Origin of the sequence: Streptomyces sp. NPDC000075 (genome assembly GCF_040301925.1) — a bacterium.
GTDB lineage: Bacteria > Actinomycetota > Actinomycetes > Streptomycetales > Streptomycetaceae > Streptomyces > Streptomyces polychromogenes.
This window is the reverse complement of sequence record NZ_JBEPFL010000005.1, coordinates 267,505-282,179: the sequence shown is the minus strand read 5'-3', so window position 1 is coordinate 282,179 and position 14,675 is coordinate 267,505. Positions and strand designations below refer to the sequence as shown.

Sequence of the window (14,675 nt, the reverse complement as noted above, 5' to 3'; positions counted from 1 at the left end):
CTACTCCTTCGTCAGCGGGGCCGGCGGGGGCCGGAGTTCGCCGGGGGCGGGGACCACCTGCCGTTCCGCCGCGAAGTGACAGGCGGACGGGTGGGCCGCCGGACCGGAGGGGAAGGCCGCCGGGACGGCCAGCGGGGGCACCTCGGCGGCGCAGCGGGATTCGGCCTTCCAGCAGCGGGTGCGGAAGGGGCAGCCCGAGGGCGGGTTTGCCGGGGAGGGCACGTCGCCGGAGAGCAGGATCCGGTCGCGGTGGGCGCGGGCCTCGGGGTCGGGCACCGGCACGGCGGAGAGCAGCGCCTGGGTGTAGGGGTGGGTGGGGTGCTCGTAGATCTGGGCGTCGGTGCCGGTCTCGACGACCCGGCCCAGGTACATGACGGCGACCCGGTCGGAGATGTGCCGGACGATCGAGAGGTCGTGCGCGATGAACACGTACGAGAGGCCGAAGTCGGCCTGGAGGCGTTCGAGGAGGTTGACCACCTGGGCCTGGACGGAGACGTCGAGGGCGGAGACGGGTTCGTCCGCGACGATGACCTCCGGCCGGAGGGCGAGGCCGCGGGCGATGCCGATGCGCTGGCGCTGGCCGCCGGAGAACTGGTGCGGGTAGCGGTTGATGTACTCGGGGTTCAGGCCCACCACGTCCAGCAGCTCCTGGACCTTGCGGCGCCGGTCGCCCTTGGGGGCCACCTCGGGGTGGATCTCGTACGGCTCGCCGATGATGTCGCCGACCGTCATGCGCGGGTTCAGCGAGGTGTACGGGTCCTGGAACACCATCTGGATGTTGCGGCGCACCGCCTTGAGGGCCCTGCCCGACAGCTTCGTGACGTCCTCGCCCTTGTACGAGATCCTCCCGGCGGTCGGGCGTTCCAGGTGGACCAGCATCTTGGCGACGGTGGACTTCCCGCACCCGGACTCGCCGACGATGCCGAGGGTCTCACCGGCCGCGAGGTCGAAGGAGACCCCGTCGACGGCCTTGACCGCGCCGATCTGCCTCTTGAAGAGGACGCCCTGGGTGAGGGGGTAGTGCTTGACGAGGTCGCGGACCTCCAGGATGGGCTCAGGCACCGAGGCACTCCTTCCAGAAGAAGCAGGCGCTGGCCCGGCCGGGGCCGGCCTCCGCGAGCGGCGGGACCTCGGCCCGGCAGGCGGCCCGCGCCATGGGACAGCGCGGGTTGAAGGCGCAGCCGGGCGGGATGGCCAGCAGGTTCGGGGGCAGGCCCTTGATGGCGTAGAGCTCCTGGCCCTTCTGGTCCAGACGCGGGATCGAGTCCAGCAGGCCCCGGGTGTAGGGGTGGGCGGGCGCCTTGTAGACGGCGTGGACGGGGGCTTCCTCGACGATCCGGCCCGCGTACATGACGGCGATCTTGTCGGCGACGTCGGCGACGACGCCGAGGTCGTGGGTGATCAGGATCAGGCCCATGTTGAGTTCGCGCTGGAGCTCGGCGAGCAGGTCCATGACCTGGGCCTGGACGGTGACGTCGAGGGCGGTGGTGGGCTCGTCGGCGATGATCAGGGAGGGTTCCAGGGCGAGCGCCATCGCGATCATGATGCGCTGGCGCATGCCGCCGGAGAACTGGTGCGGGTAGTCCCCCACGCGCTGCCGGGCGGCGGGGATCCTGACCCGGTCCATGAGCTCGACGGCGCGGGCGCGGGCGTCCTTGCGGGACATCCCGCGGTGGACCTCGTACATCTCGCCGAGCTGGGCGCCGACGCTGAGCACGGGGTTGAGGGAGGACAGGGCGTCCTGGAAGATCATCGCCATCTCGGCGCCGCGGATCTTCCTGCGTTCCTCCTCCTTCGCCTTCAGCAGGTCCTTGCCCTTGAAGAGGATCTCGCCGCCCGCGATCCGGCCCGGCGGGGCGTCGAGGATCCCCATCACGGCCTGGGCGGTCACCGATTTCCCGGAGCCGGACTCGCCGAGGACGGCGAGGGTCTCCCCCTCGTCCACCGAGTAGCTCACCCCGTTGACGGCCTTGGCGACCCCGTCGCGGGTGGTGAACTCCACGTGCAGGTCGCGGACTTCGAGCAGCATCTGGCGGCTCACTCCTCAGCGCAGCTTGGGGTCGAGGGCGTCGCGGACGGCGTCGCCGAGCATGATGAAGGCGAGCACGGTCAGGCTCAGGGCGCCGGCCGGCCAGAGCAGCATGTGCGGGGCGTTGCGGATCTGGGGGGCGGCGTTGGAGATGTCGATGCCCCAGGAGACGGTGGGCGGGCGCAGGCCCACGCCGAGGAAGGACAGGGTCGCTTCCAGGGCGATGTAGGTGCCGAGCGCGATGGTGGCGACGACGATGACGGGGGCGACGGCGTTGGGCGCGACGTGCCGCAGCAGCATGCGGGCGTTGCCGGCGCCGAGGGCCCGGGCGGCCTGGACGTAGTCGTTCTGTTTGGCGGTGATGACCGAGCCGCGGGCGATGCGGGCGAGCTGCGGCCAGCCGAGCAGCACGATGAAGCCGACCACGGGCCAGACGGTGGTGCCGGTGACCACGGACAGGAAGACGAGTCCGCCGAGGACGACCGGGATCCCGAAGAAGATGTCGGCGACCCGGGAGAGCAGGGCGTCGCTCCAGCCGCCGAAGAACCCGGCGAGCCCGCCGAGGGCGGAGCCGAGCAGGGCGGCGCCCAGGGTGGCGCAGATGCCGACGGTGATGGAGGCCCGGGCCCCGTACACGGTGCGGGTGTAGACGTCGCAGCCCTGGGTGTCGTAGCCGAAGGGGTGTCCGGGGGCGGGGCCCTGCTGGGACTTGGACAGCTCGCAGTGGAGCGGGTCGCCGCTCGCGATGAGCTGGGGCCAGACCGAGATGAGCACGAGGAAGACGATCAGCAGGGCGGAGACGAGGAAGACGGGGTTGCGGCGCAGCTGGTGCCAGGCGTCGGACCACAGGGAGCGGGCCCGTTCGCGGGGGACGCCGGATCCGGGGGCGGGGGGCTGCTCCAGGCTTTCGGCCTCCTCCAGCGCGAGGTCCATGGCACCTCCCTGCCCCGTGGGGGCGATGGCCCCGTTCTCGCCCGGCTTCAGCGGGTCGTAGGGCTGCCGCTCGGGTTCAGGCATAGCGGATCCTCGGGTCCAGGACCGCGTAGAGCAGGTCGACGAGCAGGTTCGCCACCAGGAAGACGATGACGAGGATGGTCACGAAGCCCACGACGGTGGGCGAGTTGCCGCGCAGGATGCCCTGGTAGAGCTGGTAGCCGACGCCCTTGATGTTGAAGATCCGCTCGGTGATGATGGCGCCGCCCATCAGGGCGCCGATGTCGGTGCCGATGAAGGTGACGACCGGGATGAGGGAGTTGCGCAGCAGGTGGCGGGTGATGACCCGGCGGCGCGGCAGTCCCTTGGCGACGGCGGTGCGGACGTAGTCGGCCTTGACGTTCTCGGCGATGGAGGTCCGCGAGAGCCGGGTGACGTACGCGAGGGAGACCAGGGCGAGGACGACGCCGGGCAGGATCAGCTCGTCGAAGGGCGCGCCGGCGGAGACGGTGGGCCGGACCCAGCCCCATTTCACCCCGAAGAGGAACTGGAGCAGGTAGCCGGTGACGAAGGCGGGCACGGAGATGACGATGAGGGTGGCCACCAGCAGGGTGGTGTCGATCGCCTTGCCCCGGCGCAGTCCGCTGACCACGCCGAGGGTGATGCCGACGAGGACCTCGATGACGATCGCGACGCAGGTCAGGCGGAGGGTGACGGGGAAGGCGGTGCCCATCAGCTCGGTGACCTTCTGGCCGTTGAAGGCCGTGCCGAAGTCGCCCTTGAAGATCTGCCCCATGTAGTGGACGTACTGCTCCCACAGGGGGCGGTCGAGGTAGAGGTCCTTGCGGATGCGGGCGACGGTGGCGGGGTCGGGGGCCTTGTCCCCGAACAGGGCCGCCACCGGGTCGCCGAGCGCGTAGACCATGAAGAAGATCAGGAAGGTGCTGCCGATGAACACGGGGATCATCTGGAGCAGCCGCCGGATCACGTAACGTCCCATGGATGCTCCAGGGTGTCGGGCGCGGCGGCGGGGGTCAGCTGACCTTGATCTCGTTGTAGACGGGGACGCTGAACTGGTTCAGGGCGACGTCGGAGATCCGCTCGGAGTGGCCGGCGCTGCCGTTCTGGTACCAGAGGGGGATGGAGGGCATCTGCTCGGCGAGGACCTTCTCGGCGTCCTGGAACTTGCCGACGGCCTTGGCGGTGTCGCTCTCCTGGTTGGCCTCGTCGACCAGCTTGTCGAACTCCGGGCTGCTGAACTTGCCGTAGTTGGAGGAGGCCCCGGTGTAGTAGAGCGGCTGGAGGAAGTTCTGGATGAGCGGGTAGTCGGCCTGCCAGCCGGAGCGGAAGGGGCCGGTCAGCTTGAAGGCGCTCTGCTGGTTGCGGAAGTCGGCGAAGGTGCCGATGGGGTTGACGGTGCAGACGGGGCCTTCGCCCAGGGCGTTGTTGACGCTGTTGCAGACGGCTTCCATCCAGTCGCGGTGGGAGCCGGTGTCCACGTTCGAGGTGAGGGTCATCTTGCCGCCGGGCAGGCCGCCGGCCTCCTGGATGAGCTTCTTGGCCTCGGCCGGGTTGAACTTGCAGGCGTCCCCGCAGAGCGTGGACTTGAAGCCGCCCTTGTCGCCGAGGGCGGGCGAGGTCCAGTCCTTGGCCGGGGTGCGGGTCTCGCGGAAGATCTGCTCGGTGATCTCCTCGCGGTTGATGGCCATGGAGATGCCGCGGCGGACCTTGTCCATGCCCTCCTTGCCCCACTGGGGGTCGTACAGGGGGAAGGTGAGGGTCTGGATGATGAGGGCGGGCTGGTTGATGTACCGGTCGCCGAGGTCGTTCTTGACGTTCTTCAGCTGCTGCGCGGGGACGTCGTCGACGAGGTCGAGGTTGCCGGAGATCAGGTCGGTGTAGGCGGTGTTGTTGTCGGTGTAGACCTTGAGGTCCACGCCGCCGTTCTGCGCCTTGTCCTGGCCGGGGTAGCCGTCCCACTTGCGCAGCTTCATACCGGTGCCCTTGGTGTACGAGTCCACCGTGTAGGGGCCGTTGCCGACGGGCTTGTTCAGCCAGCCGGAGTGGTCGGTGAAGAAGGCCTTGGGCAGCGGGGAGAACGCCTGGTAGCCCAGGGTCTGGGGCCAGGTGGAGAACTTCGACTTCAGGGCGACGGTGAAGGTCTTGGGGTCCTTGACCACCAGCCCGGACATGGTCTTGGCCTTGGGCTCCCCGGAGGCGGGGTGCACGTCGTCGTAGCCGACGATGCTGGCGAAGAAGGTGGCGTTGTTCTGCTTGTTGCGCACGTCCGCCGCGTAGTTCCAGGCGTCGACGAAGGACTGGGCGGTGACCGGTTCGTCGTTGCTGAACTTCCAGCCGTCCTTCAGGGTGACGGTGAAGTTCTGGCTGTCGGTGGTCTCGATCTTCTCGGCGACCATGTCGCGGGCCTCGCCGGTCTTGGCGTCGTAGCGCTTGAGGCCGCGGAAGAGCATGTCGAGGACCTTGCCGCCCTGCACCTCGTTGGTGTTGGCCGGCTCCAGCGGGTTCTGGGGGTCACCCCAGGAGGAGCTGACGATCCCCGCCGCGCCGCCACCGCCCCCGCCGCTGTCGCTCCCGCCGCCGCAGGCCGTCGCCGCGAGGGCGACGGCCACCGCACATGCGGCCCACTGGGCGTGGGTGGCTCCGCGCATGGACTGCCTCCTAGGGGTCCCAAGACTCACTTAGGGGCAATGTCACCCTATGTAGGGGTGATTTCACTCCCGGTCGGCCTTTTTGCACCCTCGCGCCCCCCGCCTGTCACCCCTGGGGGTGCAACATGAGCTCCCAGGTGTCGACCGCGTAGTGCGGGGCCATGCCGTGCGCCTCGTAGAGGGCCAGGGCGCCGGTCTCGTTGAGGGTGTCCACGCCGAGGCCCAGGGTGTCGCGGCCGCGGGCGGCGTAGGCGGCGAAGCCGTGGCGCAGCAGGAAGCCGCCGACGCCCCGGCCGCGCGCCTCCTTCCGTACGCCGAGGTGGCTGATCCAGCCCATGCTGGTGCGGTCGTCGCGGGTGACGAGGACGGCCGTGTCGCCCTCGCCGGGCAGGCTCGCGATCCACACCAGCGACCAGTCGAGGCGGCGGCCGTCGATGTGGTCGAGCCAGCCCTCGTAGGTGCGGTGGGCGTGCCCGAAGTGGGCGGCGAAGGTCTCCTCGACCAGGGCGTGGGCGCGGCGCCGGTCGCTCTCGTCGGCGGCGCAGTCGCGCAGCAGCAGGCCGGCGGGCGGGGTGGGCGGGAGGTCGGCGGCGGCCGAGAGGGGGCGGGTCATCACCTGGTGGCGGCGGACGCCGCGGTAGCCGCGGCCGGTGAGGAGGGTGAGGTCGAGGGTGGGGCGGACGTTGAGGTGGAGGCGGAGCCGGGCGCCCGCTCCGGTGCCGGCGGCCATCCGGCGGGCCCGGTCCTCCATCCGCCGCAGCAGCGCCAGCGCGGCCCGGTCGTGGCCGGGCAGGACGTAGTGGTCGCCGTCGACCAGTCCCGGGCCGGAGTCGGCCCAGACGAGGGCGTAGGCGACGAGCCGGCCGCCCTGGAAGGCGAGCCAGGAGTCGGCGGCCAGGTCCACGTCGGGGTGGTTGAGGTCGGCCTCGACGCTGCCGAGGTCGGTCTCGGGTCTGCCGATCTCGGCGAGGTCCACGGCGTTGAGCAGGGCGCAGATGTCCTGGGCGTCGCCGGGACCGGCGGGGCGGACGGTCAGCGTGTCGTTGGCCATCCGCCCACTGTCGGCCGCGCCGGCGCGCGGCCGCAACCGGCTTTCACCCGCCCCCGGTGTCCGGGGGCGGGTGGGGGCCTCAGGTGATCTGGACGTTCGCGAGGTCCATGCGGCCCTGGGCGTCGACCTCGACGTGGGTCACGGCCTTGGTGTAGGCGGCGGCGGACATGTACGTGAAGACCGGGATGTACGGGAGGTCCCGGATGACGATGTCGTCGGCCTTCTGGTAGAGCTTCGTGCTGTCGGCCGGGTCGGTGGAGCGGTCGGCCGCGGCGAGGGCCGCCTCGAACTCGTCGCTCTTGTAGTGCCCGTAGTTGGAGCCGTTGGCGATGGCCTCCTTGGAGAAGACCGGCCGCAGGTAGTCCTCGGCCGCCGGGTAGTCCATGGCCCAGCCGGTGCGGAAGGCGCCCTCGAAGTTCTGGGCCTTCAGCTCGTCGAGCATGTCGCCGATCTTCGGGAAGGGCTTCGGGGTGACCTCGATGCCCAGGTTCGTCTTCAGCTGGCCGGCGACGGCCTCGATCCACTCCTTGTTGTCGCCGTCGGCGTCGTAGCCCAGTTCCATCTTGTTGCCCGGGATGCCGCCGGCCCGCTCGAACAGTTCCCGGGCCTTGACCGGGTTGAACAGTCCGGCCTCGCCCAGGGCGCCCTTGCGGTAGCCGGGCACGATGGGGCTGATGAAGTCGTCGGCGGGCTTGCGGGTGCCGTGGAAGATGCTCTTCGCGATGGCGTCCCGGTCGATCGCCATGGAGATCGCCTTGCGGACCTCCGGCTTGCCGAAGGCCTCGCGGTTGGCCTCCAGCGGGAGGCCGATGTAGCCGATGGACGCTTCCGGCTTGTAGATGTAGCGCTCGCCGAACTCCTGCGAGACGGTGGGCAGCGCGTTGACCGGCAGCTTGTCCACGATCTGCAGCTTGCCGGCCTGGAGGTCGGCGTAGGCGGTGTCGAGGTTGTCGTAGATCTTGAAGGTGACGCCGTCGAGCTTGGCCCGGCCGTCGCTCGGGTACTTGGCGTACTTCTTGACCTTGATCTGCTTGTTGTGCTCCCACCGGCCGTCCATCTGGAACGGCCCGTTGCCGATCGGCGCCTCGCCGAACTTCTGCGGGTCCGCCTCGAAGGCCTTGGGGAGCGGATAGAAGGCGTTGTAGCCCAGCATGGTCTTGAACTGGGAGAACGGCGCCTTCAGCGTCACGACGAAGGTCTTGCTGTCGACGATCTTGAGGCCCTTGAGCTCCTTGGCGGTGGGGGTCTTCCCCTTGCCCGGGGCCAGCTCGTCGGAGCCCTCGATCTTGGAGAAGAAGCCCATCGCCTCGGCGTTGTTCTCCTGGTTGGCCCCCCAGTTCCAGGCGCGGACGAAGGACTGCGCGTCGACCTTCTCGCCGTTGTGGAACGTGTAGCCGTCCTTGAGCTTGACCGTCCAGGTCTTGGAGTCGGTCGTCTCGATGGACTCGGCCACCGCGAGCTTGGGCTCGCTGGTCTTGTCGTCATACGCGACCAGACCCGTGAAGAGCGCGTGGAGCACCTCGGCGCCCTCGGACTCGCCGGTGTTCTGGCCGATCAGGCCGTGCTGCGGTTCGCTCAGCCGGACGCTGATGTGGCCGCCGTTCCTGCCTTCGGCCGCGGGGTCGTCACCGCCGCCGCAGGCCGTCGCGGCCATCGCCAGCACGACCGTGCCGACGGCCCACCGGGCGCGTGTTGCTCCGCGCATGGGAAATTGCCTCCTCAGGAGTCACTGTCGATGTGCTCGTGAGCCGACGCTCCCCACAGCGCTTGACCCGAGACGCGAGCTCGATGGGGCCATCCTCGGGGACGCCCGGACCCATAGAACATACCTGAGCCGTCACGTTACCGAGCCGGTACGGGTACGCCCCCGCCGGGCCGCGGAACGCCGACCGGGCACGGCCGTGAACGGCCGTGCCCGGTCGGTTGCGCGCGGGGGATCAGACGGCCAGGACCGTCTTCTCCTCGGCGAAGTGGCACGCGGACTCGTGCGCGGCCGCGGTGTCCTCGCCCTTGAACCGCTCCGGAACCGCCAGCAGCGGCACCTCGGTGGAGCAGATGTCCTGCGCCTTCCAGCAGCGGGTGCGGAAGCGGCAGCCCGACGGCGGGTTGGCCGGCGACGGGACGTCACCGGTCAGGATGATCCGCTCACGGCCCTCGCGGGCCGCCGGGTCCGGCACCGGCACCGCGGAGAGCAGCGCCTGGGTGTACGGGTGGGTGGGGTGGTCGTAGATCTGGGTGTCGGTGCCGATCTCGGCCATCTTGCCCAGGTACATGACGCCCACGCGGTCCGAGATGTGCCGGACGATCGAGAGGTCGTGCGCGATGAAGATGTAGGACAGGTTGAACTCGTCCTGGAGCTTCGCCATCAGGTTGATGACCTGCGCCTGCACCGACACGTCGAGCGCGGAGACCGGCTCGTCGCAGATGATGATCTCGGGCTGGAGCGCGAGGCCGCGGGCGATGCCGATGCGCTGGCGCTGGCCGCCGGAGAACTGGTGCGGGTAGCGGTTGATGTACTCCGGGTTCAGGCCCACCACGTCCAGCAGCTCCTGGACCTTGCGGCGCCGGTCACCCTTCGGGGCCACCTCGGGGTGGATCTCGAAGGGCTCGCCGATGATGTCGCCGACCGTCATGCGCGGGTTCAGCGAGGTGTACGGGTCCTGGAACACCATCTGGATGTTGCGGCGCACCGCCTTGAGGGCCCTGCCCGACAGCTTGGTGATGTCCTGGCCCTTGTAGAAGACCTCGCCGGACGTCGCCGTCTCCAGCAGCATCAGCAGCTTGGCGACGGTGGACTTGCCACAGCCGGACTCGCCGACGATGCCGAGGGTCTCGCCCTGGTGCAGGTCGAAGGAGATCCCGTCGACCGCGCGGACGGCGCCGATCTGCTTCTTGAACAGGATGCCCTGGGTCAGCGGGAAGTGCTTGACCAGGTTGCGCACCTGCAGGATCGGCTCGCCGCGCTCGACGGGCGCCTCGATGGCGGCCACGGCCGCCGTCTCGGTCGCCGCCTCGACGACCTCGACCTCGCTGATACCGGGGGTGGCGTCCACGGCGTCATCCTTCTTGTCGAACTCAGCCATGGAGCTGCTCCTCGCGGAAGTGGCAGGCGCTGGCGCGGCCGGCCAGCTCGGTGCCGTCCTGCTCGGTCACCTGGAGCAGGGGCGGCATCTCGGTGCGGCAGATGTCCTGCGCCTTGGGGCAGCGCGGGTTGAAGGCGCAGCCGGAGGGGGCCTTCAGCAGGTTGGGCGGCAGACCCTTGATCGCGTAGAGCTCCTGGCCCTTCTGGTCCAGGCGCGGGATCGAGTCCAGCAGACCACGGGTGTACGGGTGCGCGGGGCGCGAGTACAGCTCGTGGACCGGGGCCTGCTCGACGATGCGGCCCGCGTACATCACGGCGATCTTGTCCGCGACGTCGGCGACGACGCCGAGGTCGTGGGTGATCAGGATCAGACCCATGTTGTACTCGCGCTGCAGGTCGGCCAGCAGGTCCATGACCTGGGCCTGGACCGTCACGTCGAGCGCCGTGGTGGGCTCGTCGGCGATGATCAGGTCCGGCTCCAGGGCGAGCGCCATCGCGATCATGATGCGCTGGCGCATACCGCCCGAGAACTGGTGCGGGTAGTCGTTGACCCGGCTCTTGGCCGCGGGGATCTTCACCCGGTCCATGAGCTCGATGGCCCTGGCCTTCGCGTCCTTCTTCGACATGCCCTGGTGGACGCGGAACATCTCGCCCAGCTGGTTGCCGACGGAGAAGACCGGGTTCAGCGCGGACAGCGCGTCCTGGAAGATCATCGCCATCTTCGGACCGCGCAGCTTGCGCCGCTCGTTCTCCGGAAGCTTGAGGATGTCCTCGCCGCGGAAGAGGATCTCGCCCTTGGCGACCCGCCCGGGGGGCGAGTCGAGGATGCCCATGATCGCCTGGGCGGTCACGGACTTGCCGGAGCCGGACTCGCCGAGCACGGCCAGGGTCTCGCCGGAGGAGACGCTGTAGTTGACGCCGTTGACGGCCTTGACGACGCCTTCGCGGGTCGCGAACTCGACGTGCAGGTCACGCACTTCGAGCACGGGCACCTCGGCGTCCCCGCCGCTCTGGCGGGGCGCGTCTGCGGTGATGCTTGATGCAGTCATTTCGGTGGTGCCGCCCTTCTAGCGCAGCTTCGGGTCGAGGGCGTCGCGGAGCCCGTCACCGACGAATACGAAGCCAAGGACCGTCAGCACGATCGCGATGCTGGGGTAGGTCCACAGGAAGTCCTTGACACCCATGAAGTCCTTGGCGGCGGCGAGCATGTTGCCCCACTCCGGGACCTCCGGGCTGACGCCCACGCCCAGGAAGGACAGCGAGGCCTCGGCCACGATGGCGCCGCCGACGCTGAACGCGGCGTAGGCCATCACGGCGGCGATGGAGTTGGGGATGATGTGCCGCAGGATGATCCGGCGGGTGTCCGCGCCGAGGGCGCGGGCGGCCAGCACGTAGTCGGCCTCGCGGACCGAGAGGATCGAGCTGCGCAGCAGACGGGAGACCGTCGGCCAGGAGAAGACGGCCAGCGAGATGATCACCGGCATGATGCCCCGGCCCATCACGATGATGATGACGATGGCGCCGATCAGCAGCGGGAAGGCGAAGAAGACGTCGGCGATGCGCATCAGCACCGAGTCGGTGGCACGGCCGAAGTAGCCGGCCAGCGCGCCGATGACGATGCCGATGAGGCACGCGAGGACGATCGACGCGAGACCGATGATCACGGCGATGCGGGTGCCGTAGATGATGCGGGAAAACTGGTCGCGGCCGAGGGCGTCGGTGCCCAGCAGGTGCCCGTTGCCCGGGTCCTGAAGGGTGTTGGTCAGGTCCTGGGCCAGCGGGTCCTGCGGGGCGATCAGCGGAGCGAAGATCGCGGTGAGGAACAGCAGCAGGACGAGGCCGAGGCCGACGACGGCCAGCTTGTTGGCGAGGAAGCGGTGGCGGATCTCGCCCCACTGGGTCACGCGGGCGACGGCCGGTTCGGCCTCCGCGTTCGCGGCCTGCGCCGGTGCGGTCGCGTCCCCCGCCACCGATGTGCTCTTGGTGAGCTCGGTCATGGGTAACTCCTAGAACGGGCTGCCTGGATCAGGCGAGGCGGATGCGCGGGTCGAGGACCGCGTACAAGAGGTCGACGAGGAGGTTCAGCAGAACGAACACGGCGACGCCGAAGCTCACCACGCCGATGATGATCGGGTTGTTCTGCTGCTGGACCGCCTGCACCAGGGCGAGCCCGATGCCGTCCCAGTTGAAGATCGCCTCGGTGATCAGGGCGCCACCGAGCAGCGAGCCGAAGGAGATGCCCAGGTACGTGACGACCGGGATGATCGAGTTGCGCATGACGTGCTTGACGAGCACGGTCCGCCGGGGCAGACCCTTGGCGACGGCCGTCTTGACGTAGTCGGCGCGCAGCACCTCGAGCATGGTGCCGCGCATGAGCCGGGCCACGAGGGCGGCGTCGAGGATCGCCAGCGTGAAGGCGGGCAGGATCAGCGACTTCATGGTGCCGTCGGAGATCAGCGGGACCCAGTCGAGCTGGACCACGAAGACCTTCTGGAGCACCATGCCGATCACGAAGGACGGGAAGCCGACGGCCATGGTGGTCAAGAGCGTGATCAACACGTCCCAGAACGAATATCTGAACAGCGCGGCGATCAGACCCGCCACCAGGCCGATCAGGATGTCCAGGACGATGGCCGCAAGGGCGAGCTCAGCGGTGTTCACGAGCTTCGGCCCGAGGACCTCCGTCACCGGCCGGCGCTGGGTGTAGTCCTCACCGAGGTCACCCTGCACGAGGTTCGAGACGAAGTGCCCGTACTGCACGGGCAGCGGGTCGTTGAGGCCGTAGCGCTCGCGGAGCGCTTCGACGACGGCCGGGTCACGGGCCTTGTCACCACCGAGCGAACCCACAGGGTCGCCGGGGAGCACGAAAAGACAGCAGAAGAGAATAACCGTCGCACCGAAGAGAACGACGACCATCTGTCCGAGCCGCCGGATCACATATCTTCCCACGATGCCTCCTTCACATACCGGGCGTGGGGGTTGGCGGCATCATCCGATCGGGAGATTGGCCGCATCCGGGCGCGGATCGACGAGACTGAGGGGTGCGCCCGGGACTGGGCGAAGGCCGTGGGGACCGAAGTGTGACTCCGGGCCCCCACGACCTTCGCCTACCTGTTGATGAGGAGGCTCTTACTTGGCCGAGATCTCAGCGAGGTTCGGGTCCTCGAAGAAGTCCAGCTGGATGTTGTTGAACTTGTCGTTGGCCGCGAGGCGGAACTGGGTGCGCTTCCACAGCGGGATGAGACCCTGCTCGTCGTCGACCGCGAGCTTCTCGGCCTCCTTGTAGACCGCGGCGCGGGCCGCCGGGTCCTTGGTGCCGCGGGCCTTGGTGATCAGCTCGTCGAACTTCGGGTTGTTGTAACGGCCGCGGTTGTCACCGGCCGCCTTGCCCGTCGCCGGGTCCTCGTTGATCGAACCGGAGTCGAGCAGCGGGTACAGGAAGTTGTCCGGGGTCGGGTAGTCCGCGCCCCAGGCCGAGCGCCACAGGCCGCCGGTGCCCTTGTCCTGCTGCTGCGCCAGGGCCTCCTTGAACGGCTTGCCGTTCAGCTTGACCTCGAGGCCGAGGACGTCCTTCAGCTGCTGCGCGACGGCCTGGACCCACTCTTCGTGGCCGGCGCCGGTGTTGTAGCCGAAGTCGAGGACGGTGCCCGGCTTCAGGCCGCCCTTCTCCGCGAACTGCTTGGCCTTCTCCTTGTCCTGCTTGACGCAGGAGGAGCAGACGCCGTCCTGGTAGGTGTCCGCGAAGGACGGCGGCAGGACGGAGGTGGCGGGCTTCTGCATGCCCTGGAAGACACCCTTGGCGATGGCCTCGCGGTCGATCGCGTAGGAGATCGCCTTGCGGGCGTCGGGGTTGTTCAGCGGGGCGACCTGGTTGAAGGCGACCAGGTAGTTGACACCGCTGGTGTCGGCCTCGATCCACTGCTTCTTCGGCGAGTACTTGGCCTTCGCGACCGGAAGCTGCGGCGTGGGCATACGGGCCCAGTCGAACTGGCCCGACTGGAAGCCCTGGTACTCGAGGGTGGAGCCGTTGGCCGCGTTCAGGATCGAGATCTCGACCTTGGCGAGCTTGGCCTTCTCGAAGCCGTAGTCGTCGTTACGGACGAGGGTGATGGACTTGTTGTGCTGCCACGAACCCTCCATCTTGAAGGGGCCGTTGCCGATCGGCGCGTCGTTGTACGCCTTGTTGCTGGCGGCGCCGGCGACCTTCGGGACCGGGCTGAAGGCCTGGTGCACGGTCTTCTTGTCGAACTCGAAGTCGGCCTCGGAGAGCTCGACCTTCAGGGTGCCGGCGTCAGGAGCGGTCACACCCGCGAAGGTGGTGGCGTTGCCGCCGTTGAGCTCCTTGTAGCCGTTGACGCCCGCGAACGGGTAGGCGACGTCGGAAGCGGAGTCCTTGGCGACCACACGGGTCCAGCCGCGGACGAAGGCCTCGGCGTCGACGGGCTCGCCGTTCGAGAACTTCGTGCCCTGCTTGATCTTGAAGGTCCAGGTCTTGCCGTCGTCGCTGGTCTGGACCGACTCGGCGAGTTCGGGCTTCAGCTTGCCGTCGACGGTGGCGCTGTAGAGGCCCGTGAAGAGGTTGTGCGTGATGAGCGCACCCTCGGACTCCTGCGAGTTGAAGGGGTCGATCGCGGTGGGCTCGGTGATGCCCATCCGGAACGTGCCGCCCTTGGCGCCCTCGCTCTTGGTGTCCTTGTCGCCACCGCTGCATGCCGTGGCAGCCATCGCCACGATGACGGCACCCACGACCCACTTGGCGCTCGTTGCTCCGCGCATGGGTAATTGCCTCCTCAGGAGTCACTGTCGATGATGAGGGTCCGGTCTCCGCTGACACCCCTGACAGCGAAATCCGGTCCCGTCGTGTGTGCTCGTGAGTCGACGCTCCCCACAGCGTGTGACCCATTGACCCGA

Annotated in this window: 12 protein-coding genes; all 12 read right to left on the bottom strand. The window is 68.9% G+C overall.

Translation table 11 applies throughout. The annotated features are described in order from the left end of the window. The 12 genes from ABT403_RS09070 to ABT403_RS09015 all read right to left on the bottom strand — a co-directional run bounded on the left by ABT403_RS09070 (position 1) and on the right by ABT403_RS09015 (position 14,540). Positions 1–1,062, bottom strand: a complete 1,062-nt coding sequence (locus ABT403_RS09070; RefSeq protein ID WP_344164514.1) for an ABC transporter ATP-binding protein — start codon at positions 1,060–1,062, stop codon at positions 1–3. Then, positions 1,055–2,029 (bottom strand): ABC transporter ATP-binding protein, encoded by a 975-nt coding sequence (locus tag ABT403_RS09065; protein ID WP_344164511.1) that lies wholly within the window; start codon positions 2,027–2,029, stop codon positions 1,055–1,057. Before ABT403_RS09065 ends, ABT403_RS09070 begins: the two co-directional genes overlap by 8 nt. Before the next feature lie 15 nt (positions 2,030–2,044). Continuing rightward, the gene (locus ABT403_RS09060) at positions 2,045–3,046 is read right to left on the bottom strand and encodes an ABC transporter permease (protein WP_344164508.1); all 1,002 of its coding nucleotides are present in this window, start codon (positions 3,044–3,046) and stop codon (positions 2,045–2,047) included. Continuing rightward, complete coding sequence (locus ABT403_RS09055) at positions 3,039–3,962, bottom strand: ABC transporter permease (RefSeq protein WP_344164505.1); 924 nt, start codon at positions 3,960–3,962, stop codon at positions 3,039–3,041. Before ABT403_RS09055 ends, ABT403_RS09060 begins: the two co-directional genes overlap by 8 nt. 34 nt (positions 3,963–3,996) lie before the next feature. After that, a complete protein-coding gene (locus ABT403_RS09050; protein ID WP_344164502.1) occupies positions 3,997–5,631 on the bottom strand; it encodes a peptide ABC transporter substrate-binding protein in 1,635 nt (544 codons plus the stop codon). 106 nt (positions 5,632–5,737) lie between these two features. Next, a complete protein-coding gene (locus tag ABT403_RS09045) occupies positions 5,738–6,682 on the bottom strand; it encodes a GNAT family N-acetyltransferase (RefSeq protein ID WP_344164499.1) in 945 nt (314 codons plus the stop codon). A gap of 79 nt (positions 6,683–6,761) precedes the next feature. Further along, positions 6,762–8,387, bottom strand: a complete 1,626-nt coding sequence (locus tag ABT403_RS09040; protein WP_344164496.1) for a peptide ABC transporter substrate-binding protein — start codon at positions 8,385–8,387, stop codon at positions 6,762–6,764. A gap of 232 nt (positions 8,388–8,619) precedes the next feature. After that, positions 8,620–9,765, bottom strand: coding sequence for an ABC transporter ATP-binding protein (locus tag ABT403_RS09035; protein ID WP_344164493.1), 1,146 nt, complete (start codon positions 9,763–9,765; stop codon positions 8,620–8,622). Continuing rightward, positions 9,758–10,813 carry an ABC transporter ATP-binding protein gene (locus tag ABT403_RS09030; RefSeq protein WP_344164490.1) on the bottom strand — a complete coding sequence of 352 codons (1,056 nt, stop codon included), beginning with the start codon at positions 10,811–10,813 and terminating at the stop codon, positions 9,758–9,760. The genes ABT403_RS09035 and ABT403_RS09030 overlap by 8 nt, the downstream gene beginning before the upstream one ends. Positions 10,814–10,831: 18 nt before the next feature. After that, positions 10,832–11,761 (bottom strand): ABC transporter permease, encoded by a 930-nt coding sequence (locus ABT403_RS09025; RefSeq protein ID WP_344164487.1) that lies wholly within the window; start codon positions 11,759–11,761, stop codon positions 10,832–10,834. Positions 11,762–11,789: 28 nt separating this feature from the next. After that, positions 11,790–12,713, bottom strand: a complete 924-nt coding sequence (locus ABT403_RS09020) for an ABC transporter permease (RefSeq protein WP_344164484.1) — start codon at positions 12,711–12,713, stop codon at positions 11,790–11,792. Between the two features lie 180 nt (positions 12,714–12,893). After that, the gene (locus tag ABT403_RS09015) at positions 12,894–14,540 is read right to left on the bottom strand and encodes a peptide ABC transporter substrate-binding protein (protein ID WP_344164481.1); all 1,647 of its coding nucleotides are present in this window, start codon (positions 14,538–14,540) and stop codon (positions 12,894–12,896) included. Between the last annotated feature and the right edge of the window lie 135 nt (positions 14,541–14,675).

Excerpts from the sequence above, each read along its gene's own strand:
- ABT403_RS09065 (WP_344164511.1), bottom strand. The coding sequence starts at position 2,029 with ATGCTGCTCGAAGTCCGCGACCTGCACGTGGAGTTCACCACCCGCGAC.
- ABT403_RS09060 (WP_344164508.1), bottom strand. The coding sequence starts at position 3,046 with ATGCCTGAACCCGAGCGGCAGCCCTACGACCCGCTGAAGCCGGGCGAG.
- ABT403_RS09055 (WP_344164505.1), bottom strand. The coding sequence starts at position 3,962 with ATGGGACGTTACGTGATCCGGCGGCTGCTCCAGATGATCCCCGTGTTC.
- ABT403_RS09050 (WP_344164502.1), bottom strand. The coding sequence starts at position 5,631 with ATGCGCGGAGCCACCCACGCCCAGTGGGCCGCATGTGCGGTGGCCGTC.
- ABT403_RS09045 (WP_344164499.1), bottom strand. The coding sequence starts at position 6,682 with ATGGCCAACGACACGCTGACCGTCCGCCCCGCCGGTCCCGGCGACGCC.
- ABT403_RS09040 (WP_344164496.1), bottom strand. The coding sequence starts at position 8,387 with ATGCGCGGAGCAACACGCGCCCGGTGGGCCGTCGGCACGGTCGTGCTG.
- ABT403_RS09035 (WP_344164493.1), bottom strand. The coding sequence starts at position 9,765 with ATGGCTGAGTTCGACAAGAAGGATGACGCCGTGGACGCCACCCCCGGT.
- ABT403_RS09030 (WP_344164490.1), bottom strand. The coding sequence starts at position 10,813 with ATGACTGCATCAAGCATCACCGCAGACGCGCCCCGCCAGAGCGGCGGG.
- ABT403_RS09025 (WP_344164487.1), bottom strand. The coding sequence starts at position 11,761 with ATGACCGAGCTCACCAAGAGCACATCGGTGGCGGGGGACGCGACCGCA.
- ABT403_RS09015 (WP_344164481.1), bottom strand. The coding sequence starts at position 14,540 with ATGCGCGGAGCAACGAGCGCCAAGTGGGTCGTGGGTGCCGTCATCGTG.